This window comes from Pseudomonas sp. GQ91 (assembly GCF_059758795.1).
Window position 1 is genome coordinate 1 of sequence record NZ_JCAXED010000027.1, and the last position, 21380, is coordinate 21380.

A 21380-nucleotide genomic window follows, 5' to 3' on the forward strand; every position below is an offset into this window, starting at 1 on the left:
ACAAGCTCCTTGCCACAAGGGATTATCTCGCCTTAAGTCATGCGCGGCTTTTCTGTTGGTGGCAAGGCGGCCTACAGGGCGAACTGCGCGAAGCTCACTCCAGCGCCGCTCGGGCGCACATCCTTGAGGAACGAATCCTTGTCCGCGCTCAGTTCCAGGGTGATCTCCGGCTTGCGTTTGCCTGCATTGCGCACCACCAACCCTTCCAGCTTTTCGCGCAGGAACGCGGTTGGCACTTTCAAGTGCAGCAATTGATCGGTGTCGGCATTGTGCATCAACAAGTGAATCCACTCGTATTGGCCGACGCCAATGCGCACCACCGGCAGGTCGAACCACCAGATGTTGCGTTTGCGGTCGAGGTCGGTGAAGTGGCAGTTGTTGACGCCGAGTACGGCACCGCCCAGTTCCTGGTTTCTGCGGGCGATGGCCTGTGCTTTGTTGAGTTTCATAACCTTCCTACGGGATCTGTTACCCAGCGCTTGCGTCTGGATGTGCCGGGCATTCTCGTGGGTTGGCGGCAAAACATAAAGCCAAACCTGTGCAGGATGATGAAAAGCCTGGTCCAAAATAATTGAAACTCTGCTTTGAAGCCCAGAGTCAATTCTACGTGATGCGCAAAAATCCTTGATTGTTCTTACGGAGAATTACCATGGGCAGTACAGCGGATAAGGCAAAAGGTTTGGCGAACGAAGCCGTTGGCAACGTCAAGCAGGGCGTCGGCAAAGCCACGGACAACGATAAGCTGCGCGCGGAAGGTGTGATTCAGGAGAAGAAAGGCGAAGCACAGCAAACCGTTGGCAAAACCAAGGATGCGGTAAAAAAAGCCACTGAATAAGGCCGAGTCGTCTGGTTTCAGCGAGCACTACAACGGCCATCCACGGATGGCCGTTTTTGTGTCACACCCTGTGATTAAAGTTTCGAAATTGTTTCAAGGTCGTCAAATAGGCTACCTTGATGTAGAAAACGGCCCCTGAGTCGCCTACGAACTCAACCTTTTGCGGCGAAAGGAGACGCTATGATTTTTCCGGTACTTGACGGTCTCAAACTACACAAAGTGCTGATGCGCACCGTCACCGAGTTCCTTGATGACGAGATGCCCACCTACGCCTCGGCGCTGGCTTATCAGATGCTGTTCTCGCTGTTCCCCTTTCTGTTGTTCTTGATTGCCCTGATCGGTTTCCTGCATTTACCCGATTTCTTCAGTTGGCTGCGCCTGCAATCGGAACTGGTATTGCCGCCCCAGGCGCTGGAGCAGGTCAACCCGGTGATTGATCAGTTGCAGCAATCCAAAGGCAGTTTGGTGTCGGTGGGTATTGTCATTGCGCTATGGACCGCTTCGGCGGGCGTGCGCCTGATGATGAGCGCCATGAACGCCGCCTATGACGTAGTCGAGGGGCGGCCGATCTGGAAGCGCTTTCCATTGTCGATTTTCTACACCGTGGGCATCGCCGGCATGCTGCTGGCCGCCGCCGCGCTGATGGTCCTCGGACCGCAAGTGATGGAGTGGCTGGCCGGGCAGATTGGCATGCAGGAGTTCGTGGTCACGCTCTGGACCATCGTGCGTTGGCCGTTGATCGTGATCCTGCTGATGTTCGCGGTGGCTTTGATGTACTACGTGATGCCGGACGTGGAGCAGAAATTTCGCTTTATCACCCCAGGTTCGGTGCTCGCAGTGGTGGTCTGGATCGTTGCCTCGCTGGGTTTTGGTTATTACGTGAAAACTTTCGCGGATTACAACGCCATGTATGGCAGTATCGGCGCGATCATTGTCCTGCTCCTGTACTTCTACATTTCGGCCGCCGTGTTGTTGCTCGGGGCAGAGATGAATGCGGTCATCGAGCATATGTCCGCCGAGGGCAAGGACCCGGGCGAAAAGGATTTTGACGAGCCTGACGAAAAACAGCACGTCTCCGGCCTCGGTCGGGACCATTCGATTCCCAAGCCCACTACTGACGAAACCTGACCGATGATCCGTGAAATCCTGAAAATGGGCGACGAACGCTTGCTGCGTATTGCTCAGCCAGTGCCGCCGGAGATGTTTGATACACCCGAGTTGTGGCAGTTGATCGATGACATGTTCCAGACCATGGAGCATGTGGGGGGGGTCGGCCTGGCCGCACCGCAGATTGGCGTTGACCTGCAACTGGTGATCTTCGGCTTCGAGAGCAGTGAACGCTACCCGGACGCCCCGGCCGTGCCCCAGACAATCCTTATCAACCCGCTGATCACGCCGCTGAGTCCGCTGGTGGAAGAGGGCTATGAAGGCTGCCTGTCAGTACCGGGCATGCGCGGGGCGGTGGATCGCTATCAACAGATTCGCTACGAAGGTTTCGATCCCAAGGGCGAACCGATTGTGCGCGTTGCCGATGGCTTCCATGCGCGGGTGGTGCAGCATGAGTGCGATCATCTGATCGGGCGGCTGTACCCGTCGCGGATTACCGACTTCGGCAAATTCGGCTTTATCGAGGTGATGTTCCCGGATTTGGAGCCCGCGGCTGGCGATTAACCCGGTCGACACAAGCCCATGGCAATCATCGGCTTGTTGCGCTTGTAGCGCACCAGGCGTTCGGCCAGCGACTGGGGTAACACCGTCTGCTGGCTGAACCCGATACCTGTATAAAACCTTTCCAGGTCCGGGTGGCACAGCAGCCACACCGTGCCTTCCACGGGTGCCACCGCTTCACGAATCAGTCGCGCCGCCAGCCCTTGGCCACGAAACGCCGGATCGACAAATACCCCGGTCAGCCATTGCCCGCCCACCACCGCGCTCAAACACAGGCCGGCGACAATCTCGCTGTGCCGGGCCACCCACAATTGACCGCCCTTGAGGGCTTTCATGGGAGAGTCATGACGGCGGTAAAACTTGTTCAGCAGCGGCCACAGGGGCTCTGCCAGCAGATCGATGTGCAACTCGGTCATGGTCGTTCGACGGGTGTGATCCAGGGCCGAGGATTATAAATCGGGCAAAGCAACTTCTGCTGGGGAATAGATGCTATACCCCTTGTTACATTTCCCTTAAGTGGAGCACGTATCATGGCTAAAGGCATGGATTCAAAGAAAGCCGCGAAGAAGAAACCGGCAAAGACCGCCGATGAAAAACGCGCGGACAAAAAAGCCAAGAAATCCGAAACGGGTCTGTTTGGTCATTGAGACGACGTCATATCCGTTGCCGCCGAAACCACAGCAACGGATATGAACCCTGCCCATCACGCTCTTTGATCATCAGCTCTCGGCCGCCAACGCAGCAATCACCGCCGGACGTACACCCACCCGCGCCTGAAACTGGGCGAGCGCCGGCCACTGCTGCAGATCAATCGCAAAAAACGCGGTCCAGCGCAGCACCACAAACAGATAGGCGTCGGCTACCGAGAATTGCTCACCCAGCAGGTAATCCTGACGCTCCAGGGTCTGCACCAGAATCGCAAAACGCTTGAACAAGGTGGCCTTGAACAGCGTCTTGACCTCATCGGGAATCGCCCCGTTGAACAACACGCCCAGCCCCCCATGAATTTCGCTGGACACAAAGTTCAGCCACTCCTGCAATCGCACCCGCTCCCAACTGCCATTGACCGGTGCCAGGCCCGCTTCAGGTGCCTGGTCGGCGAGAAACTGCAGGATCGCAGCGCCTTCGGTCAGCACCTCACCGTTATCCAGTTGCAATGCTGCCACGTAACCTTTGGGGTTGATGTGCAAAAAATTGACACCATCAGCCGTGGTTTTTTGCTGATTGTCCACCCGCACCAGTTCAAACGGCAGGGCCAGTTCCCGCAAGACGATATGAGCGGCGAGAGAGCAGGCGTTGGGTGAGAAGTAAAGTTTCATGGACTGGGTTCCTGGGGGATTTGCAACAGTGTCCGGGGCCGGGCGCTTTGGGTAAAATTAATCTTTCAGAATCCATCCATAAGGACAGCTACTGGCATGATGAACCTGATGCATTGGCGGCTGCTGGTGGCGGTGGCCGATCACGGCAGCATTACCGCGGCGGCGGCGCAGGTGGGCATGACCCAATCTGCGGCCAGCCAGGCCATGGCAGGTATGGAAACGACCCTCGGTGCGCACTTGTTCATCCGTGAAAGTCGCCAGACCTTGCCCACGGCCCTGGGCCTGAAAGTGATCGAACAGGCGCGAGTCATGCTCGGCGCCTTGCAGGTCATTCGCGACACGGTGGAGGACGCCAGGCCACAACTGCGCGGGACGATCCGCCTGGCGAGTTTCCCCATGGTACTGGCGGCATTCCTGCCGCCGATCCTGCGACGTTTCAACCAGTTGTATCCGGGGATTGAGGTGACGGCGCTGGAGGTCAGTGATGATGAGGTCAACACCTTGCTCGAGAGCGGTCTGATTGATCTGGGCGTCGTACTCAACCCAGGGCCTGAGCGCAATGCCACGGTGCTGGGGCGGGATAACTGGGTGGCGGTGCTGCCCGTGGGGCATGTGCTGTCCCGTCGTTCGGCACAGGAGACGGTGACCCTCGAGGAGCTGGCGGGGCAACCGTTTGTGCTGGCGACCGGCGGTTGTACGGTAAACGCCCGTAGCCTGGCCGAGGAAGTGGGGCTCGTATTGCGGGATGTGCGTGTTGAGGTCCGGGAGTGGAGCAGTGCGTTCAGCCTGATACGTGACGGCGTAGGTGTAGGCCTGGTGCCCGAGATGACCCTGCCGACCCAGCGTCAGGGTTTGCGGATCATGCCGTTGAGTGTGTCGATCCAGCGTGAATTTGCCTTGGTCGGTTCACCGGCAAGGGCACCCTCGCCAGCGGCGAACGCTTTGTTGCGGATGGTGGCGGGCTAGCAGCATTGCCGGCTGCCAATGACCTCGCGTTATGGGGTGGCTCCATCCGCCCGTTCCACTCGACGCCGCAACTGCAATCACCCCGATTACCTGGAGGAGCGAGCTTGCTCGCGAAGATCCTCAACGATGACGCATGCATCCTGGATGGCGCACGGTGATCTCGAGTTTTTCGCGAGTAGACTCGCTCCTGCAGCGAGAAGGGGTCAGATGGCCGCCAGCGCTTCTTTCACGGCCTTGATCTGTGGGTCGGCGGTTTTCTGGGCGTACTGTTCAGCGGCTTGTGCCTTCAAACGGTCCGCCACTTCCTGGGCGATGGCGTTCTGTTGCACGAGTGGCATCGACTTTACATCCTCTTCGGTCAGACCCTTTTCCTTGAGGATCTGATCGCGCATATGCTCGGCTGGGGTCTTGCTCATGTACTCATTGAACTCTGCCCGCGCCTGGGTGTTGGCCTCGGTTTTCGGCGTGGCGGTCGTCGGCGGTGTGGCTTGCAACTGTATGCGGGTCTTGGCGAAGGCGGCATCCACATTGCTTGCGGTAGCATCCGTGGCTTTTTGTGTGGCTTGCGCCTGGGTCGCGGTCGCGGCGTTCAGCACGTTTTGCATGACACCGCTGTACAGCGCGCTGGCTGCGGCATTGGCGGGGTCCATGTCGGAACGCTTGGATTGTTGGATCACTGAGGAGACTTGGCTATTGACCAACATGCTCGGGCACCTGTGAATGTGGGCGATGGTTCAGAGGCAGCAATTAGCGTGCCGAGAGGCAAACATCCACGTTTGCAGGGCCTGAGCTAGCCGGGGAGGCAACGGTTGTCCGTGGGCGGACAAACGTTGCCGGTGCCAGGCAACGTTTACTCAGTTATGCCCGTCGAGGGCGAAGGTTTGAAAACCTTGGTGTTGTCCGAGCCTTGCGTAGTAGGCCTCGACTGCGGCGTAGGCAGGGTGTTCCATGGGGGTCACCCGCCAGCGGTGCACTGACAGGCCGATCAGAATGTCCGCGAGGGTGAAGGTGTCACCCGTCACATACGCGCCGGTTTTGCTCAGCTGTTGATCCAACAGTCCCATCTTGTGATTCCAGGCCCGCACGCCGGCGGCAATGCGCTCGGGGTCGAGGCGGTCGGTATTGTTGCGCACCAGCGCGTGGAAAGCGTCACCCCAGGAGCGGTTGAGTTCGGTGGCTTGCCAGTCCATCCATTGCTCGACCCTGGCCCGCGCCGCAGGCTCGGCCGGCAGCAAGTCATGACGCTGGCGCAAGCCGACCAGATAGCGGCAGATGGTGTTGGATTCCCACAGCACGCCATGCTCATCGATGATCACCGGCACCTGGGCGTTGGGGTTAAGGGCCAGGAACTCCGGGGATTGGGTCGGGGCAAACCCGGTCCCCCAATCTTCACGCTCGTAGTCGATGCCCAATTCCAGGCAGGTCCACAGGACTTTTCGTACGTTGATAGACGAAGTACGACCCAAGATTTTCAGCGAGTGTCCCATGGTGCTTCCCTGGCGATGGTGAGTTGGCAGGCAGCAATTTAGCAGGGGCTTGCTGGCCTAGCTACTTTCCCGGACTTTCAGCTCAAATCCCATATCCACCACCGGCTTGGCGATCTTGTTGCCGGCCATCAACGTCAACAGGTGTTCTGCGGCGCGCCGGCCAATGGCTTCGCGCGGGGTGCTGATGCTGCTCAGGCGCGGCACCATGAACGATGACGCAGGCAAATCGTTGAAGCCCAGAATTGCCACTCGCTCCGGCACCTTGATCCCGTGGCGCAGGGCTTCGAGCAGGGCACCATGGGCCAAGTCATCGTTGCCGAAGAAAATGGCGTCCACATCCGGGTGGCTGGCCAGCAGTTGCAAAAACAACTCGCCGCCCAGGCCCACTGACGAGGGGCGGGGCGTCAGCAGTTCCAGGGCCGGGTCATACAACTGCGCCCGCTGCAGGGCCCGGCGAAAGCCCTCGCCGCGCAACAGAGTGCGCTGGTCCAGCTGTGCACCTATGTAAGCCAGGCGTTTGCGACCCCGCGAGAGCAAGTGGGCGGCGGCGGTTTCGCCTGCGCTGGTTTGCGAGAAACCGACGCAATTGAGACCGGCGCCGGGGTCCAGGTCCATCATGTACACGCAGGGCACATTGCTGGACTCGACCATGCGGCGTGCGCTTTCAGTGCGATCAAACCCGGTCAGCAGCAAGCCTCGAGGTTGATAAGCCATGTAATTGCGCAGCAGGTTTTCTTCTTCTTCCCGGGAGTAGTGAGTGTTGCCAATCAGTACTTCGAAGCCCTTGGGCCGCAAAATCTGATGAATGGCTTCCAGGGTTTCAATGAACAACAGATTGGACAGCGACGGCACCAATACCACCACCGAATGGCTCTGGGCCGAGGCCAGCGCGCGAGCCGCCGGGTTGACCACATAGCTCAGCTCGGCGGCGGCCTTCTGGACTTTTTCCACCAGTTCGGGGGCCACGGTACTGACGCCGCGCAAGGCCCTGGACGCGGTAATCGGGCTGACGCCGGCCAGGCGTGCGACTTCATTGAGGGTAGGGCGGCCCGTGGTGCGGGTATTTTTATCGTTCTTGGAGGTCATCAGGCGGCTTGCCAAACAAAATTCGAGGCACTAAGGTAGCGCTGTCCCTACAAGCCTGCAAATACTTGAGCAACGGGTTGCCTGATCCGTGTTTGAACGGTGGGAAAGGATGCACGCGTCACTCCATAAAAATGACAACAAGGCGCGGGAAAAGCCTGTCTTTGCACCAGTCTCCAGGCTGGCAAAGGTAGCGCTATCTGCGTCCTGAGGTGTTTCATGAGTCAACCTGTTACTGCCCTGGTCATCATGGGTGTTGCCGGCTGTGGCAAGACCAGCGTCAGCGAGGCCTTGTGCCAGCTGAACGGTGCCACCGCCATCGAAGGCGATAGCTTTCACCCTGCCGCCAATATCGAAAAGATGAGCGCGGGCCATCCCCTGAACGACGACGACCGCGCCGGCTGGCTCGACATCCTGTGCGATGAGCTGCGCCGCTCGCTCAAGGCGGGCGAACACCCGGTCCTCACCTGTTCGGCGCTGAAGAAAAAATACCGTGACCACCTGCGCGAAGCCGCGCCGGGACTGGGTTTTGTGTTTCTGGAATTGACCCGCGAAGTGGCGGCTGATCGGGTGTCCCATCGCCCCGGGCATTTCATGCCGGCCAGCCTGATCGACAGTCAGTTCGCCACGCTTGAGTCGCCGGTAGGCGAGCCGTTGACCCTGGCGCTGAATGCCAGTGAAGACAGCGTCCTGGAACTGGCGCGGCAAACCGATGCCTGGTGGCGTCAGCAAGGTTTTGAACCAACCGAATAATTTTTTGCCGGACAGGATAGCGCTGTCTGTAAGCATAAATTTCAACACTGGCTTTAATAACAACAACAAACAGGAGAGACCCCCCATGTTTGGCATGTCACACGAGTCCTACCTGCTGCTTGATGCAGTGGTCACCATTATCGGGCTGATCGTATTGATTACCCGGTTCAAGGTTCACCCGTTCATTGCGTTGATTATCGCCGCGGGCTTTCTCGGCCTGACCTCGGGCATGCCCGTGGACAAGATCATCAAGGCCTTCCAGGACGGCTTCGGCGGAGTGCTCGGTTTTGTCGGGATTATCCTGGCGCTGGGGACGATGCTTGGCAAGATGATGGCCGAATCCGGCGGGGCCGATCAGATCGCCCAGACGCTGATCCGTGCCTTCGGCAAGGACAAGGTGCAGTGGGCGATGATGTTCGCTGCATTCCTGGTAGGTATTCCATTGTTCTTCGAGATCGGCTTTGTGCTGCTGATCCCGTTGGTGTTCATCGTGGCGCGGCGTACTGGCGTCTCGTTGATCAAAATCGGTATCCCGCTGCTCGCCGGCCTGTCGGCGGTCCACGGCCTGGTGCCGCCGCATCCGGGCCCGCTGTTGGCGATCGGGGTGTTTGGTGCCGATATCGGCAAGACCATTCTTTACGGCCTGATCGTCGCCTTGCCGACGGCCATCATCGCCGGACCGATCTTCGGTACGTTCATCGCCAAGTACATCCCCGGCAATCCGTCCCAGGAACTGGTCGACCAACTGGCCCGTGAGTCGGACTCAAGCACGCTGCCCAGCTTCAGCATCACCTTGATTACCGTGCTGTTGCCGGTGTTCCTGATGTTGCTCAAGACCTACGCCGACATTGCCCTGCCAGAAGGCCATATGGCGCGTAACTGGATGGACATGATCGGTCACCCGATCAGCGCCTTGCTGCTGGCGTTGCTGCTGTCGCTGTACACCTTTGGCCATCGTCAGGGCATCGGTTCCAAGCAGATCCTGAAACTGCTCGATGCCAGCCTGGCGCCAACGGCGGCAATCATTCTGATCATCGGCGCGGGGGGTGGCTTCAAGCAGATGCTGGTGACCAGCGGCGTGGGTGACGTGATCGGCCATATGGCGGTGACCGCGCAGATCAATCCGATTCTGCTGGCCTGGCTGGTGGCGGCGGTGATTCGTGTGGCGACCGGTTCGGCGACCGTGGCGACCATTACCGGCGCAGGCATCGTGGTGCCGGTGGTCGGCATGGTTCCGGGGGTGAACCTGGAGTTGCTGGTACTGGCGACAGGGGCGGGCTCGTTGATTCTGTCTCACGTCAACGATGCGGGCTTCTGGCTGGTGAAGCAGTACTTCAACATGACCGTCGCCGAAACCTTCAAAACCTGGACGGCGATGGAAACCATTCTGTCCATCGTGGCGCTGGGCTTCATCATGTTGCTGTCGTTGGTGGTGTAAACCGGTAGGCGCTGGCTCGCGTGCGATGCACACACCTCGGTGGTTCAGACATACCGAGGGGATGCTATCGCAGGCAAGCCAGCGCCTACATTAATGGTGTTACGGCGGGTGGATGGGGTCAGGCTTTAGTGACCAGCCCATCTGCCCGAAACATCCCGCGAATCCCCCGCACTGCCTGGCGAATCCGGTCCTGGTTTTCGATCAGCGCGAAACGCACATGATCATCGCCATACTCGCCAAAGCCGATGCCGGGTGACACACACACCTTGGCCTCCAGCAACAGCTTCTTGGCAAACTCCAGCGAGCCCATCGCCGCATAAGCCTGGGGAATCTTCGCCCAGACGTACATCGACGCCTTGGGATTTTCCACCATCCAGCCCAGCTCATGCAGGCCCTTGACCAGCACATTGCGCCGTTGGCGATAGTGCTCGGCAATATCCTTCACGCACTGCTGGTCACCTTCCAGCGCCGCAATCGCTGCCACTTGCAGCGGGGTGAAGGTGCCGTAGTCGTGGTAGCTCTTGATTCGCCCCAGGGCATTGACCAGCTCCGGGTTGCCGACCATGAAACCAATGCGCCACCCGGCCATGTTGTAGCTCTTGGACAGGGTAAAAAACTCCACGGCGATGTCTTTCGCGCCGGGCACCTGCATGATCGACGGGGCTTTCCAGCCGTCGTAGACGATGTCGGCGTAGGCCAGGTCGTGGATCACCAGTACGTCGTACTGTTTGGCCAGGGCGATCACCCGTTCAAAGAAGTCCAATTCCACGCATTGCGCGGTGGGGTTGGAAGGGAAGCCGAGGATCATCATCTTCGGCTTGGGGATCGAGCCGCGAATGGCCCGTTCCAGTTCGGCGAAGAAGTCCACGCCAGGAATCAGCGGCACGGAGCGCACCTGGGCGCCGGCGATCACCGCACCGTAGATGTGAATCGGATAACTGGGGTTGGGCACCAGCACCGTGTCGCCCTGGTCGAGGGTGGCCAGCATCAAGTGCGCCAGGCCTTCCTTGGAGCCGATGGTGACGATCGCTTCGGTCTCAGGGTCGATGTCCACTGCATAGCGATCCTTGTACCAGCGCGAGATTGCCCGGCGCAGACGCGGGATGCCTTTGGAGGTGGAGTAGCCGTGGGTGTCTTCACGCTGGGCAACGGTCACCAGTTTTTCCACGATATGCGGTGGCGTCGGACCGTCGGGGTTGCCCATGCTCAAGTCGATGATGTCTTCGCCACGACGACGGGCGGCCATCTTCAGCTCGGCGGTGATGTTGAACACGTAAGGGGGGAGTCGATCTATGCGCGCAAAGCGGCGCGGCGAACCGTGGTCTGCCATTGTTGCCTCGGAGTACGTAAGCGCCCGGAACCGTCCGAGCGACGTCGGCCACTGCGGTGGCCTGCGGGACGGACGATACGGCGAGTGATGGCGAGTTGTCCAGATGGCACCACGGATTTTTTTTAGCGCTTGAAGCAAAGGGTGGATATGACCCTATACTCGATATGGTTTTGTTCCTTCACCGCTGGAGATTGTTCAAATGGATCAACAGACGACGCTACCGTTGGCACCGCGCATGGAAGAGGGCAAGGCCCTGGTGATCGCGGGTGTTTCCGGTCGCTATTCGAAGGCCACGGTCGGAGATATTCCCAAGTTGTGGGAGCTTTTCGATACGTGCATAAAGGACCTCAAAAAGCGTGTCGGCGGTGTGACCTATGGCGTTTGCTATAACGCCGGCCACGATGAGTTCGATTACATGGCCGGGGTCGAAGTACCTGCCAAGGGCGATGTACCGAGCAACTTCGCGGCGATCGAAATCCCGGTCCGGCAGTACGCGGTGTTCCCTCATTACGGTCCGGTGCAGGCGCTGGCGCAGACCTACGAGCGCATCATGTTCGAGTGGTTGCCGACCTCGGGCTACAAGGTCGCGGGTGCTGACTTTGAGCGCTACAGCGCCGATTTTGATGTGAGAAAGGGGACCGGGACGGTGGAGATCTGGGTGCCGGTCGCGGCCAAGGCGGGATAACACTGGATCCCATGAGCGAGGCGTGCCCTCGCTCCATTCAGATCCTGCAGTTGTTCAAAATATCAACGCCAGTCGCCGTTCATACCCGATCCGTCCTTTATACGCCTCTCCGCTGTCCACCCAGCCCAAGTGCAAATACAGGCCCATCGCCGCTTCATTGTCACTGTCCACGGACAACTCCAGCGCCTTGATCTGTGGCCAGGCCCGACGTGCCGCGGCGGGTAATGCTTGCAGGCAGGCTTTGCCGAACCCCTGGCCTTGCCTGCTGCGATCGACTTGCAAAGCGTGCAGGGTGGCGCTGTGTTCGTTGGCCCAGTGCGGCAGGCAGGGTGGGCGCTTGAGCAACAGGAAGGCGACGGGAACCTCATCGGCCAGCAGCGCGAAACCCTTGATGCCGGGGCTGGGGTTGACCAGCAAAGTGTTCAGCGCACAGTAGATATCACCGGAGTAAGGCAGTTGCTCGGGGTGAATCTCGAGGGTGCCGAGCTGCTGTTGCTGCGCGGCAGTCAGGGTTTCATAGGGCACGAGGCGGGTTTCCATCGAATACGGGTCCTGATTGCTACAGCAAGGAGGCAAATTCTAGCGGTTTTGCGGTCATCAGAATTTTTTTTCACGCACGTGTCGATTGCTCGGGTGGCCAGTCGACTAAGGGTGTCTTCCGTGATTTTTGCCTGAAAGGAGCATCGCCATGAGTACCCAAGTGAACAGCGAAATCAGCACCCTGATCAATAACTGGCAGCAAGCCGTGATGGTCAAGGATCTCGACAAGATCGTCAGTTTCTACGCCGACGACATTGTCGCGTTTGATGCGGTGACGGCCCTGCAATTCAAAGGCCGTGAAGCCTACAAGGCCCACTGGAAAGCCTGCGCGGAGTTCTGCCCCGGCCCGGGGATCTTCGAGTTTCATCATTTGAAGATCGTCGCCGCGGCCGACAGCGCCTTTGCGCACTGGCTGGCCCGTTGCGGTGGCACCGGCCCCGACGGCGTGGAGAAGGTCTGCTGGATGCGCGTCACCGCCGGTTATCAGCGGATCAACGGAGAGTGGCGAGTGGTGCACGAGCATTGGTCCGCACCGTTCGATATGCAAAGTGGCGCGGCGTTGTTCGACCTGGAGCCCTGATCGTCGGGAAGTTCGGCAACTTGCCAATCCGCAGCCATAGTTGATAGTCCGAAAATGGAGAAACCCATGAAGTATCTATGCTTGGTCTACTGCGACGAACGCACGTTGCATACCCAACCCGAGAGTCCCGAGGACACGGAGTGCCACGCCTACGCCGAAGCCGTCGAGGGCAGCGGCCGGATGCTCGCCGCCGAGGCGCTGGAGTCGGTGTCGAGCGCCACCACCGTGCGCATGCGCAACGGCAAGTTGTCGATCACTGATGGACCGTTTGCCGAAACCAAGGAGCAGCTTGCCGGGTTCTATCTGATTGATGCCAAGGACTTGAACGAAGCGCTCCAGGTCGCGGGGGGTATCCCCGCCGCCCGGGTCGGCAGTGTTGAGGTGCGTCCGGTGCGTGAGTTGAACCTCTCACCCCAGTAACCCGAGCGTCAGGAGGCTTGCCCAAGGTGTGCTCAAGACAGGATCGGCGGCATTGCCAGCGCCGAGTACCGGCGCGGCGCGTGAGCGAGGGCCTTGAGGGTTGATCATCAAGGCCCAGGTCGAGGCGATCTACCGTAATGAATCACGGCGCATTCTCGCGACCCTGATTCGCCTGCTCGGCGATTTCGACCTCGCCGAAGAAGCCTTGCATGAGGCGTTCTTCGTCGCGGTCGAGCGCTGGCAACAAGACGGCGTGCCGGACAATCCTCGGGCGTGGCTGGTCTCCACCGGGCGCTTCAAGGCCATCGACCGGCTGCGCCGTCAGGCACGTTTTGCGGCGTCCCAGGCGCTGTTGCTGGCCCAGGCCGATGCGCTGGAAGAGGCTGACTGGAGTGCTGAAGACGTGCAAGACGACCGCCTGCGCCTGATCTTTACCTGCTGCCATCCGGCGCTGGCGCCGGATGCGCAGGTACCACTGACCTTGCGTGAGATCTGTGACCTCACCACCGAGGAAATTGCCCGGGCGTTTCTCGCCACACCCGCCACCATCGCCCAACGGATTGTGCGTGCCAAAAGCAAGATCCGTGAGGCGAAGATTCCCTATCAGGTGCCGTCCCTGGCGGAATTGCCCGAGCGCCTGGACAGCGTGCTACGTGTGATTTATCTGGTGTTCAACGAAGGTTACTCGGCCTCCACCGGCGACGATCTGACCCGTGATGACTTGACCCGCGAAGCCATTCGTCTTGCCAGGCTGCTCATGGAGCTGTTGCCCGAGCCGGAAGTCATGGGCCTGTTGGCCTTGATGTTGCTGCATGAATCCCGACGTCCGGCACGTATGTCGCACACCGGCGAACTGGTACTGCTGGATGAGCAAGACCGTTCATTGTGGGAAGCATCCTTGATTGCCGAAGGCTGCGCCTTGGTCGAGGCGGCCCTGAAGACCCGGCGTTTCGGGCCTTACTGCTTGCAGGCGGCAATTGCCGCGGTACACGCCGAAGCACCGAGTGCCGGTGAAACGGATTGGCGGCAGATTGTCGGGCTTTACGACGTGTTGCTCAGAATGTTGCCGTCGCCGGTGATCGAGCTTAACCGGGCGGCGGCCTTGGCCATGCGCGACGGGCCATTGGCGGGATTGCTGCAGGTGGACGGGATCCTGGCCCGGGGCGAACTGCTGGATTACCATCTGGCGCATTCTGCGCGGGGGGAGTTTTGTCGGCAGTTGGGCCGAGTGAAAGAGGCGCGACAAGCGTATGAAAAAGCTCTGACGCTGACCCGACAAACCCCGGAAAAACGCTTTATCGAACGTCGCCTGGCTGAACTCTGACAGCGAGCCTGCTCTCCAGCATTTTTTCGAGAAACCAACTTCCCGCCGGCCCCGGCGGATGTTGCCGGGACCACAGCGCATCCACGGCCACCGAGCGTGGCCAGCCGCGTGCGTTGAGTTCCACCAGTTGGCCATTCGCGAAGCGCTCCACCAGCCAGCGGGGCAGGGCTGCCCAACCGAAACCGAGGATGGCCATTTCCATCAGCATCACGAAGCTGGGAGCCGACCACACTCGTCCCGTCGGTCGGCTCTCATTCGGATTGATGACGCTTGCCAACCGCAGTTCACGGTGTTGCTGCAGCGCTTGTTGATCAATGCCGTCAAGCCGGGACAGCGGGTGCTGGGGTGAAACGAACAAGGCGAGTTCCGCGCGCTCTTCGACGGTGGCTCCGGTCAGGTCGGGCGGGTAGATCTCCTGCGCCTCGATAAAGGCAATCTGTGACCGTCCGCTTTGCACCAGCGCGATCAAGTCTTCGCACTCGGCGATCAACCATTCCAGCTCCATGTCCGGATAACGCTGTTCGAAGGCGCTGAGCACCGCGTCGAAGTGCCCCGACTGGTAGGTGTCCGACATGGCGATACTGAGCTTGGGCTCCAGGCCCTGGGACAATTGACTGGCCGCCAGCGCCAGCCGGCTGCCGGCTTCCAGCACCTGTTCGGCCCGCTGCAGCAGAACGTGGCCGGCCGCGGTCAGGGTCGGTTTGCGGCTGCTGCGGTCGAACAGCACCACATCCAGGTCAATCTCCAGGCTCGCCACCGCTGCGCTGACGGTGGATTGACTCTTGCCCAGCTTGCGCGCGGCGGCAGAAAACGAGCCTTGAGTCGCCGCTTGCACAAACGCCTGCAACACTTCATGCGAAGCCATCATCTATCGCCTTGGTCGATGGTTATTAGTTATGAAGTATCGATGCAAGGGTTGAACATGGCAACCCTCGACCTTCACAGAGCACGGCTCATGAACACGACTAAGTCCCTCACCGAACGCGTTTTCCAGGCGATTGGCTTCGAGGCCCTGGCCTTGATGATTTGCACCCCGCTGCTGGCCTGGATCATGGACAAACCGGCCCTGGAGATGGGCATGGTAACGCTGGCCATCAGCCTTTTGGCGCTGACCTGGAATATCATTTTCAACGGCTTGTTCGACCGCCTCAAGGCGCGCCTGCAATTGGCCAATGGTGTTTGGACCCGTGTGCTGCACGCCCTGTTGTTCGAAGGCGGGCTGATCATCGTGTGTGTACCGCTGATTGCCGCCTGGCTGGACATCAGCTTGCTGCAGGCCTTCATTCTCGACATCGGCGTGCTGTTGTTTTTCCTGCCATACACCTACGTGTATCACTGGGGGTACGACGTGCTGCGGGAGAAATTCCTGCAGCAGCGTGTACCTGAGCAAGTGTGACGGTGTTATACGAACATCCCGCCCGAGGCTTCGATGCGCTGACCGTTGATCCAGTGGCTGCCGTCAGCCAACAGGGTGGAAATCGCGCCACCGATATCGTCCGGCAAACCGACCCGACCCAGGGCGGTATTGCTGGCGACAAAAGCGTTGATGTCGGCGTTATCACGTACGGTGCCGCCACCGAAGTCGGTTTCAATGGCACCGGGAGCCAGCGTGTTGACGCTGATACCGCGGGCGCCCAGTTCCTTGGCCTGGTAGCGGGTCAGTACTTCCACCGCGCCTTTCATTGAGGCGTAGGCGGCATAGCCCGGCAGGCTGAAGCGGGCCAGGCCGCTGGAAATATTGATGATCCGGCCGCCGTCGACGATCAGTGGCAGCAGCTTTTGCGTCAGGAAGAACGGGCCCTTGAGATGGATCGCGAGCATTTGGTCGAACTGTTCTTCAGTGGTCTCGAGGAAACTGGCGTGGGTGCCGGTCCCGGCGTTATTGATCAGAAAATCAAAATGCTCTCGTGCGAAAACTTCTTTCAGCTTGTTGCCTATGTCACGGACGAACGCGTCGAACGAGCTGCTTTGGCTGACATCCAGTTGCAACATGGCGGCGCGGCCGCCGAGCTGCTCGATCTGGGTCGCAACGGCCTGAGCCTCGTCGGCCTTGCTGTGATAAGTACCGATGATGTCGACGCCTTGTGCCGCCAGGTGCAAGGCCGTGCTTTTGCCCAAGCCGCGGCTGGCGCCAGTGATCAATGCGATTTTACGGGTCATGGTGAGGTCCTCTGAGCGAACGGGTAATCAGTGGGATTGAGTGTATTTGTCCGCCCGATACGTGATAAACAGCGGTAAACCGGAATCACTGGCCGGATTATCCGAACAATCGCCGAGCGTCGTCATGAATAAACTGGACCTGTTGCTCACCTTCGTACGCGTCACCGAACTGTCGAGTTTTACCCAGGCCGGCGAGCGCCTGGGGCTGCCACGTTCCACGGTGTCCGAGCATGTACAGGCGTTGGAAGAACTGTTGGGTACGCGGCTGCTGCAACGCACCACGCGCAAGGTTCAGACGACTCAGGACGGGCGGGTGCTGTATGAGCGCAGCAAGGATTTGCTGTCGCACATGGAGGAGCTGGAAGGACTGTTTCGCCAGGATGAGACGCAGTTGAGCGGACGGATCCGGATCGACATGCCCAACGTCATGGCCCGTGAGCACATCGTGCCGCGGCTACCGGAGTTCATGGATCGGCATCCGCTGATCGAGCTGGAGATCAGCAGCTCCGACCGGCAAGTTGATCTCCTGGCTGAAGGTTTTGATTGCGTGTTGCGTATCGGCGCGCAGCCGGATCAGTCCGTGGTGGCACGGTTGCTGTGCAGCATGCCGATGATCAACTGCGTGAGCCGCGGTTATCTGCAGCGTTACGGCGAACCCAGGAGCTTGGCGGATCTGGCCGACCATCACCTGGTGCATTACGTCCGTCCGCTGGGTGCTCGCTCGCCGGGTTTCGAATACATGCAGGGCAACAAGGTGCAGCGTGTCGCCATGGCCGGGCGGGTAACGGTCAACAGCACCGACGCCTATCAGGCGGCGTGCCTGGCCGGTTTCGGAATTGTCCAGGTGCCCGGGTTGGGCATCCGCGACTTGCTCGCGCGTGGCGAGTTGGTAGCGATCCTCCAGGACTATCCGGCACCTTCGCTGGACGTGTCGATGCTGTACGCCGGCCAGCGTCATCTGCCCATCCGGGTGCGGGTGTTCATGGATTGGCTGGCGGCCACGTTGAAAGCGCTGCTTTAACGCCGCGCCGTCAACTGCTGCGGGGCGAGGAACGCGTCGTGGAAGTAGTCGCGGAACGCCTGCATGGCCGGGGTGAACGCCCGCTCCCGGTGCCAGGCCAGGCCGACACTCATCGGCGTCACGTGGTCGGTCACGCTCACGGTTTCAATGCGCTTGCCCTCCAGCGACCACGGGCGGTGCACCAGGTCCGACAGAATCGCCACGCCGCTGCCATTGGCCACCATGCTGCGCACCGCTTCCACCGAACTGGTGCGCAGCCGCACGGTGGGCGTCTGCCCGGCCTGCTGCCAATAGCGTCTGGCGCTGTGTTCGGCCTCATCGACGGTCAGCAGGATATAGGGTTCCTTGGCCACGTCGGCCAGGCTGACGGCGCTGCGTTCGCATAATGGATGGTGGCTGGGCAGCCACAGGCGGCGTTCGGAGTTGAAGAGGGTTTCGGAGACAATATGCGGATGGGTGAGGTTGGCGGTCAGGACCACGGCCATGTCGAATTGCGCGTCCAGCAAGCCCTGTTCGATTGCCTGGCGTTCCTGCTCGAAGACCTCGATGGTCACGTCCGGGTGCCAGTGTTCCATGCGCTGCAGGTGATGCGGCAGGAAGTACCCCAGCACGGTGTAACTGGCCGCGACGCGCAACACACCGCTGGCGCGGTAGTCCGGCAACGGGCTGTTCAGCGCATCATCGACGCTGCGCACGATCACGTAGGCGCGGTTGAGAAAATGGCGTCCGGCGTCGGTCAGGTTCATGCCCTGGGCTGAGCGCACAAACAACTGGGCACCGAGCATGGCTTCGAGTTCCTTGATCGCCGTGGTTACCGCTGACTGCGAGATGTTGAGGTGAATGGCCGCCTGGGAAATCTGGCCGATTTCGGCGGTGGCGACAAAGTAGCGGACCTGGCGCAAGGTGAGTGACATGCGGGCTTCCCCAAACACAGTTATCTGATTTTCAGAAGATAACCCATCTGATAATAGATCTTCCCAAGGGGTCAAGCTGCAGCCTACTTTCCGTCGCACGATCTTTTGCGGAGCGGCCTCGATGCACACAGTGGATTTCAACTCGGACATGGGCGAAGGCTTCGGCCCTTGGACCATTGGCGATGGCGTGGACCACCAACTGATGGGGTTTATCAGTTCGGCCAACGTCGCCACCGGCTTCCATGCCGGCGACCCCGGCACCATGCGTCGCACCGTGGAACGCGCCAAGCAGTTAGGCGTCGCTGTCGGCGCCCATCCGGGCTTTCGCGACCTGGTGGGGTTCGGTCGCCGGCACATCAATGCGCCGGCCCAGGAATTGGTCGACGACATGCTCTATCAACTCGGCGCGCTGCGCGAGATTGCCAGGGCGCAAGGCGTGACGCTGCAACACATCAAGCCCCATGGCGCGTTGTACATGCACCTGGCCCGGGACGAAGAGGTTGCGCGCCTGCTGGTGGAAAACCTGCAACGCCTGGAGCCTGGCCTGTTGCTGTACTGCATGCCCGACTCGGTGATCTGGCGGATTGCCAAGGCGCTGGGGCAACCGGTGGTGCGGGAGTTTTATGCCGACCGTGAATACGATCTCTCCGGCTCCATCGTGTTTACCCGCAGTGTTCGCGCCTTGGATCCGGCAACCGTCGCGGCGCGTGTCCTGCGTGCCTGCCAGAGCGGTCTGGTGCGCACCGTCGAAGGCGAAGACTTGGCGATCGAATTCGATTCCATCTGCTTGCACAGCGACACCCCCGGCGCCCTCGATCTGGTGGAAGCCACGCGCAGGGCGCTGGATCAAGCGGGGATAGTCGTGCGCGCACCGCGTTGAACGATACCGGTGCCCAGACACCGGGTCTGAATCACATTCGCCTGCCTTTCTACAATGATTCCAAGAGGAACAGACATGGCTGAAACATCCCCGATCCGCTACAGCTTTGGCGCTGATGAACATTTGTTCGCCGAGGTCAGCGACAGCATGTCCCTGCAAGCCTTCTTCAAGGGCATGGCCGTCACCCGTGCGGTGGAACGCCTGAATCTGCCGGGGGTGCTGGATGTATGCCTGGCCAACGCCTCCTTCCAGATTCGTTTCGACCCTGACCAGATTGCCCCGCACGTGCTGCTCGACGCGGTGCAGAGTGCCGAAGCCCAGGCGGTGGCCGAGCGCACCTTGCACACCCGGATCATCGAGATCCCGGTGCTGTACAACGATCCCTGGACCCATGAAACCCTGATGCGTTTTCGCGATCGCCATCAAGACCCGGGAGGCACCGATCTGGAGTACGCCGCGCGGATCAATGGCCTGGCGGATGTCGATGCGTTTATCGCGGCTCACAGCGGCGCGCCGTGGTTTGTCTCGATGGTCGGCTTTGTCGCGGGATTGCCCTTCATGTTCCAGATGGTCGAGCGCGAGCGCCAGTTGCAGGTGCCCAAATACCTGCGCCCGCGCACGGACACGCCGAAACTGACCCTCGGTCATGGCGGCTGTTTCGGCTGCATCTACTCAGTCCGCGGCGCCGGGGGTTACCAGATGTTCGGCGTTACGCCGGCCCCGATCTACGACCCGGCGCAACGGTTGGCTTACCTCAAGGAGCACATGGTGTTCTTCCGGCCCGGCGATATCGTGCAGTTCAAACCCATGGACCGCGAGGCTTACGACCTGGCCGTGGTCGAAGTGGAGGCAGGTCGCTTCGATTTGCGTATGCGCTCGGTGGACTTTTCCCTCGACGCATTCCTCGCCGATCCAGTCGGTTACCCGAAAACCTTGCAGGAGGCGCTCGCATGATCAAGGTCATCAAGCCGGGCCTTGCCACTTCCGTGCAGGATCTGGGGCGCGAAGGTTACTACCACCTGGGTATCCCGCCATCCGGTGCGCTGGATCAATACGCCTTGAGTGCGGCCAATCATCTGGTGGGCAACCCGGCTGGCGCGGCCGGGCTGGAATGTACGTTGATCGGGCCAGAGCTGGAGTTTCAGCAGGATGTCCTGGTGGCAATCAGCGGCGCGCTGATGTCTGCGCGCCTGGACGGTGAAGGGGTGCATCAGGACACCGCATTCCAGGTACGTGCCGGGCAAGTGCTGCGTTTCGAGTTCCCCAAGGCTGGCGCGCGGGCTTATCTGGCGGTGGCCGGTGGTATTGACGTGCCGTTGGTGCTGGGCAGCCGGTCAACGTATGCCCTCGGGGCGTTGGGTGGGTTTCATGGGCGCCGGTTGCAGGAAGGTGATCAATTGCCTATCGGCGAGGCCAGCGGTAGCGGCCGTGCGGGCAACAGCCTGCCCATGGCGTTACGGCAATCGGTGGGTGGTGAGGTTACGTTGCGGGTAGTGCCCGGACTGTATTACGAGCGACTGACGGCGGGCGCGAAAAACAGTTTTTTTGCCGAACCCTGGACGGTCGGCTCGGAGGCTGATCGTATTGGCTATCGCTTCAAGGGCGGCAGCGCCTTGAGTTTTCAGCCACGGGAACAACCGTTTGGCGCCGGTTCCGATCCTTCGAACATCGTCGACAGTTGCTACCCTATCGGCTCGATCCAGGTCCCGGCCGGGCTGGAGCCGATTGTGCTGCACCGGGATGCGGTGTCGGGCGGTGGCTACGCGATGATTGGCACGGTGATCAGTGCCGACCTGGATCTGATCGCTCAGATGCAACCCAATCAGCGTGCCGGGTTTGTCGCGGTGACGTTGGAAGAAGCGTTGGAGGCGCGACGGGTATACAAAAAGCGCTTGAGGGTGATGGCTGGGTTGTTTGCTTGAGGGGGGGGGCATATCCGTGTTTGGTGTTTGGCTTGAGAACCACCCCTCACCCTAA

The 21380-nt window shown here is 60.2% G+C and carries 26 protein-coding genes; 15 read left to right on the plus strand and 11 right to left on the minus strand.

Annotated features, from left to right (window positions below; translation table 11 throughout):
• Positions 1-71 precede the first annotated feature (71 nt).
• The gene (locus tag AC6CIA_RS25835; RefSeq protein ID WP_498315927.1) at positions 72-449 is read right to left on the minus strand and encodes a hypothetical protein; all 378 of its coding nucleotides are present in this window, start codon (positions 447-449) and stop codon (positions 72-74) included.
• Positions 450-649: 200 nt separating this feature from the next.
• On the opposite strand from AC6CIA_RS25835, the gene AC6CIA_RS25840 reads away from it, so the two are divergent.
• From AC6CIA_RS25840 to def, 3 genes are all read left to right on the plus strand, one after another.
• Positions 650-835 carry a CsbD family protein gene (locus AC6CIA_RS25840; RefSeq protein ID WP_498315929.1) on the plus strand — a complete coding sequence of 62 codons (186 nt, stop codon included), beginning with the start codon at positions 650-652 and terminating at the stop codon, positions 833-835.
• A gap of 180 nt (positions 836-1015) precedes the next feature.
• Positions 1016-1963: a YihY/virulence factor BrkB family protein gene (locus AC6CIA_RS25845; protein ID WP_498315931.1), complete on the plus strand. Its 948-nt coding sequence runs from the start codon at positions 1016-1018 to the stop codon at positions 1961-1963.
• Positions 1964-1966: 3 nt separating this feature from the next.
• Positions 1967-2506: a peptide deformylase gene (def, locus tag AC6CIA_RS25850; RefSeq protein WP_498315933.1), complete on the plus strand. Its 540-nt coding sequence runs from the start codon at positions 1967-1969 to the stop codon at positions 2504-2506.
• Here the strand turns inward: def and AC6CIA_RS25855 are convergent.
• The gene (locus tag AC6CIA_RS25855) at positions 2503-2919 is read right to left on the minus strand and encodes a GNAT family N-acetyltransferase (RefSeq protein ID WP_498315935.1); all 417 of its coding nucleotides are present in this window, start codon (positions 2917-2919) and stop codon (positions 2503-2505) included. The two genes, def and AC6CIA_RS25855, sit on opposite strands and share 4 nt — an antisense overlap.
• A 303-nt stretch (positions 2920-3222) precedes the next feature.
• Positions 3223-3822 (minus strand): glutathione transferase GstA, encoded by a 600-nt coding sequence (gstA, locus tag AC6CIA_RS25860; RefSeq protein ID WP_498315937.1) that lies wholly within the window; start codon positions 3820-3822, stop codon positions 3223-3225.
• 96 nt (positions 3823-3918) lie between these two features.
• Here gstA and AC6CIA_RS25865 point away from each other — a divergent pair, with 96 nt between their 5' ends.
• Entirely contained in the window at positions 3919-4788 is an 870-nt protein-coding gene (locus AC6CIA_RS25865; protein ID WP_498315939.1) for a LysR family transcriptional regulator, read from the plus strand.
• Positions 4789-4991: 203 nt separating this feature from the next.
• Here AC6CIA_RS25865 and AC6CIA_RS25870 read toward each other — a convergent pair whose 3' ends face one another.
• The 3 genes from AC6CIA_RS25870 to gntR all read right to left on the minus strand — a co-directional run bounded on the left by AC6CIA_RS25870 (position 4992) and on the right by gntR (position 7364).
• Positions 4992-5492 carry a hypothetical protein gene (locus AC6CIA_RS25870; protein WP_498315941.1) on the minus strand — a complete coding sequence of 167 codons (501 nt, stop codon included), beginning with the start codon at positions 5490-5492 and terminating at the stop codon, positions 4992-4994.
• A 150-nt stretch (positions 5493-5642) separates the two neighbouring features.
• Complete coding sequence (locus AC6CIA_RS25875; protein WP_498315944.1) at positions 5643-6275, minus strand: glutathione S-transferase family protein; 633 nt, start codon at positions 6273-6275, stop codon at positions 5643-5645.
• Positions 6276-6332: 57 nt separating this feature from the next.
• The gene (gene gntR / locus AC6CIA_RS25880; protein WP_498315965.1) at positions 6333-7364 is read right to left on the minus strand and encodes an HTH-type transcriptional regulator GntR; all 1032 of its coding nucleotides are present in this window, start codon (positions 7362-7364) and stop codon (positions 6333-6335) included.
• Between the two features lie 213 nt (positions 7365-7577).
• Here gntR and AC6CIA_RS25885 point away from each other — a divergent pair, with 213 nt between their 5' ends.
• Together AC6CIA_RS25885 and AC6CIA_RS25890 are read left to right on the plus strand one after the other, a co-directional pair.
• Positions 7578-8111 carry a gluconokinase gene (locus tag AC6CIA_RS25885; protein ID WP_339530836.1) on the plus strand — a complete coding sequence of 178 codons (534 nt, stop codon included), beginning with the start codon at positions 7578-7580 and terminating at the stop codon, positions 8109-8111.
• 85 nt (positions 8112-8196) lie between these two features.
• Positions 8197-9549: a GntP family permease gene (locus AC6CIA_RS25890; protein WP_498315945.1), complete on the plus strand. Its 1353-nt coding sequence runs from the start codon at positions 8197-8199 to the stop codon at positions 9547-9549.
• Positions 9550-9667: 118 nt separating this feature from the next.
• On the opposite strand, the gene alaC is transcribed toward AC6CIA_RS25890, so the two are convergent.
• Positions 9668-10879: an alanine transaminase gene (gene alaC / locus AC6CIA_RS25895; protein ID WP_498315947.1), complete on the minus strand. Its 1212-nt coding sequence runs from the start codon at positions 10877-10879 to the stop codon at positions 9668-9670.
• 199 nt (positions 10880-11078) lie between these two features.
• Between alaC and AC6CIA_RS25900 the strand changes: the two genes are divergently transcribed.
• Positions 11079-11564, plus strand: coding sequence for a GyrI-like domain-containing protein (locus AC6CIA_RS25900; protein ID WP_498315948.1), 486 nt, complete (start codon positions 11079-11081; stop codon positions 11562-11564).
• 54 nt (positions 11565-11618) lie between these two features.
• Here AC6CIA_RS25900 and AC6CIA_RS25905 read toward each other — a convergent pair whose 3' ends face one another.
• Complete coding sequence (locus tag AC6CIA_RS25905) at positions 11619-12104, minus strand: GNAT family N-acetyltransferase (RefSeq protein WP_498315950.1); 486 nt, start codon at positions 12102-12104, stop codon at positions 11619-11621.
• Positions 12105-12252: 148 nt separating this feature from the next.
• Between AC6CIA_RS25905 and AC6CIA_RS25910 the strand changes: the two genes are divergently transcribed.
• From AC6CIA_RS25910 to AC6CIA_RS25920, 3 genes are all read left to right on the plus strand, one after another.
• Positions 12253-12684 (plus strand): YybH family protein, encoded by a 432-nt coding sequence (locus AC6CIA_RS25910; protein WP_498315951.1) that lies wholly within the window; start codon positions 12253-12255, stop codon positions 12682-12684.
• 66 nt (positions 12685-12750) lie between these two features.
• On the plus strand, positions 12751-13104 hold the full coding sequence (locus AC6CIA_RS25915; RefSeq protein ID WP_084381044.1) for a YciI family protein: 354 nt from the start codon (positions 12751-12753) through the stop codon (positions 13102-13104).
• Positions 13105-13210: 106 nt separating this feature from the next.
• Complete coding sequence (locus AC6CIA_RS25920; RefSeq protein WP_498315967.1) at positions 13211-14428, plus strand: RNA polymerase sigma factor; 1218 nt, start codon at positions 13211-13213, stop codon at positions 14426-14428.
• On the opposite strand, the gene AC6CIA_RS25925 is transcribed toward AC6CIA_RS25920, so the two are convergent.
• Positions 14400-15293 carry a LysR family transcriptional regulator gene (locus tag AC6CIA_RS25925; protein WP_498315969.1) on the minus strand — a complete coding sequence of 298 codons (894 nt, stop codon included), beginning with the start codon at positions 15291-15293 and terminating at the stop codon, positions 14400-14402. The genes AC6CIA_RS25920 and AC6CIA_RS25925 overlap by 29 nt on opposite strands.
• A 90-nt stretch (positions 15294-15383) precedes the next feature.
• Between AC6CIA_RS25925 and AC6CIA_RS25930 the strand changes: the two genes are divergently transcribed.
• Positions 15384-15824, plus strand: coding sequence for a multidrug/biocide efflux PACE transporter (locus tag AC6CIA_RS25930; protein WP_498315953.1), 441 nt, complete (start codon positions 15384-15386; stop codon positions 15822-15824).
• A gap of 5 nt (positions 15825-15829) precedes the next feature.
• Here AC6CIA_RS25930 and AC6CIA_RS25935 read toward each other — a convergent pair whose 3' ends face one another.
• Positions 15830-16588, minus strand: coding sequence for an SDR family NAD(P)-dependent oxidoreductase (locus AC6CIA_RS25935; RefSeq protein WP_498315955.1), 759 nt, complete (start codon positions 16586-16588; stop codon positions 15830-15832).
• Between the two features lie 124 nt (positions 16589-16712).
• Between AC6CIA_RS25935 and AC6CIA_RS25940 the strand changes: the two genes are divergently transcribed.
• Positions 16713-17609: a LysR family transcriptional regulator gene (locus AC6CIA_RS25940; protein WP_498315957.1), complete on the plus strand. Its 897-nt coding sequence runs from the start codon at positions 16713-16715 to the stop codon at positions 17607-17609.
• Here the strand turns inward: AC6CIA_RS25940 and AC6CIA_RS25945 are convergent.
• Complete coding sequence (locus AC6CIA_RS25945; RefSeq protein ID WP_498315959.1) at positions 17606-18523, minus strand: LysR family transcriptional regulator; 918 nt, start codon at positions 18521-18523, stop codon at positions 17606-17608. The genes AC6CIA_RS25940 and AC6CIA_RS25945 overlap by 4 nt on opposite strands.
• A 121-nt stretch (positions 18524-18644) precedes the next feature.
• On the opposite strand from AC6CIA_RS25945, the gene AC6CIA_RS25950 reads away from it, so the two are divergent.
• The 3 genes from AC6CIA_RS25950 to AC6CIA_RS25960 all read left to right on the plus strand — a co-directional run bounded on the left by AC6CIA_RS25950 (position 18645) and on the right by AC6CIA_RS25960 (position 21325).
• Positions 18645-19403, plus strand: a complete 759-nt coding sequence (locus AC6CIA_RS25950; RefSeq protein ID WP_339530858.1) for a 5-oxoprolinase subunit PxpA — start codon at positions 18645-18647, stop codon at positions 19401-19403.
• A 75-nt stretch (positions 19404-19478) separates the two neighbouring features.
• Positions 19479-20357 (plus strand): 5-oxoprolinase subunit B family protein, encoded by an 879-nt coding sequence (locus tag AC6CIA_RS25955; RefSeq protein ID WP_498315961.1) that lies wholly within the window; start codon positions 19479-19481, stop codon positions 20355-20357.
• Entirely contained in the window at positions 20354-21325 is a 972-nt protein-coding gene (locus AC6CIA_RS25960) for a 5-oxoprolinase subunit C family protein (protein ID WP_498315963.1), read from the plus strand. The genes AC6CIA_RS25955 and AC6CIA_RS25960 overlap by 4 nt, the downstream gene beginning before the upstream one ends.
• The last annotated feature ends 55 nt before the right edge of the window (positions 21326-21380 follow it).

What these genes read in the sequence shown, in the direction of transcription:
- AC6CIA_RS25835 (WP_498315927.1), bottom strand. Translation starts at nt 449, where the DNA reads ATGAAACTCAACAAAGCACAGGCCATCGCCCGCAGAAACCAGGAACTG.
- AC6CIA_RS25840 (WP_498315929.1), top strand. Translation starts at nt 650, where the DNA reads ATGGGCAGTACAGCGGATAAGGCAAAAGGTTTGGCGAACGAAGCCGTT.
- AC6CIA_RS25845 (WP_498315931.1), top strand. Translation starts at nt 1,016, where the DNA reads ATGATTTTTCCGGTACTTGACGGTCTCAAACTACACAAAGTGCTGATG.
- def (WP_498315933.1), top strand. Translation starts at nt 1,967, where the DNA reads ATGATCCGTGAAATCCTGAAAATGGGCGACGAACGCTTGCTGCGTATT.
- AC6CIA_RS25855 (WP_498315935.1), bottom strand. Translation starts at nt 2,919, where the DNA reads ATGACCGAGTTGCACATCGATCTGCTGGCAGAGCCCCTGTGGCCGCTG.
- gstA (WP_498315937.1), bottom strand. Translation starts at nt 3,822, where the DNA reads ATGAAACTTTACTTCTCACCCAACGCCTGCTCTCTCGCCGCTCATATC.
- AC6CIA_RS25865 (WP_498315939.1), top strand. Translation starts at nt 3,919, where the DNA reads ATGATGAACCTGATGCATTGGCGGCTGCTGGTGGCGGTGGCCGATCAC.
- AC6CIA_RS25870 (WP_498315941.1), bottom strand. Translation starts at nt 5,492, where the DNA reads ATGTTGGTCAATAGCCAAGTCTCCTCAGTGATCCAACAATCCAAGCGT.
- AC6CIA_RS25875 (WP_498315944.1), bottom strand. Translation starts at nt 6,275, where the DNA reads ATGGGACACTCGCTGAAAATCTTGGGTCGTACTTCGTCTATCAACGTA.
- AC6CIA_RS25885 (WP_339530836.1), top strand. Translation starts at nt 7,578, where the DNA reads ATGAGTCAACCTGTTACTGCCCTGGTCATCATGGGTGTTGCCGGCTGT.
- AC6CIA_RS25890 (WP_498315945.1), top strand. Translation starts at nt 8,197, where the DNA reads ATGTTTGGCATGTCACACGAGTCCTACCTGCTGCTTGATGCAGTGGTC.
- alaC (WP_498315947.1), bottom strand. Translation starts at nt 10,879, where the DNA reads ATGGCAGACCACGGTTCGCCGCGCCGCTTTGCGCGCATAGATCGACTC.
- AC6CIA_RS25900 (WP_498315948.1), top strand. Translation starts at nt 11,079, where the DNA reads ATGGATCAACAGACGACGCTACCGTTGGCACCGCGCATGGAAGAGGGC.
- AC6CIA_RS25905 (WP_498315950.1), bottom strand. Translation starts at nt 12,104, where the DNA reads ATGGAAACCCGCCTCGTGCCCTATGAAACCCTGACTGCCGCGCAGCAA.
- AC6CIA_RS25910 (WP_498315951.1), top strand. Translation starts at nt 12,253, where the DNA reads ATGAGTACCCAAGTGAACAGCGAAATCAGCACCCTGATCAATAACTGG.
- AC6CIA_RS25915 (WP_084381044.1), top strand. Translation starts at nt 12,751, where the DNA reads ATGAAGTATCTATGCTTGGTCTACTGCGACGAACGCACGTTGCATACC.
- AC6CIA_RS25925 (WP_498315969.1), bottom strand. Translation starts at nt 15,293, where the DNA reads ATGGCTTCGCATGAAGTGTTGCAGGCGTTTGTGCAAGCGGCGACTCAA.
- AC6CIA_RS25930 (WP_498315953.1), top strand. Translation starts at nt 15,384, where the DNA reads ATGAACACGACTAAGTCCCTCACCGAACGCGTTTTCCAGGCGATTGGC.
- AC6CIA_RS25935 (WP_498315955.1), bottom strand. Translation starts at nt 16,588, where the DNA reads ATGACCCGTAAAATCGCATTGATCACTGGCGCCAGCCGCGGCTTGGGC.
- AC6CIA_RS25940 (WP_498315957.1), top strand. Translation starts at nt 16,713, where the DNA reads ATGAATAAACTGGACCTGTTGCTCACCTTCGTACGCGTCACCGAACTG.
- AC6CIA_RS25945 (WP_498315959.1), bottom strand. Translation starts at nt 18,523, where the DNA reads ATGTCACTCACCTTGCGCCAGGTCCGCTACTTTGTCGCCACCGCCGAA.
- AC6CIA_RS25950 (WP_339530858.1), top strand. Translation starts at nt 18,645, where the DNA reads ATGCACACAGTGGATTTCAACTCGGACATGGGCGAAGGCTTCGGCCCT.
- AC6CIA_RS25955 (WP_498315961.1), top strand. Translation starts at nt 19,479, where the DNA reads ATGGCTGAAACATCCCCGATCCGCTACAGCTTTGGCGCTGATGAACAT.
- AC6CIA_RS25960 (WP_498315963.1), top strand. Translation starts at nt 20,354, where the DNA reads ATGATCAAGGTCATCAAGCCGGGCCTTGCCACTTCCGTGCAGGATCTG.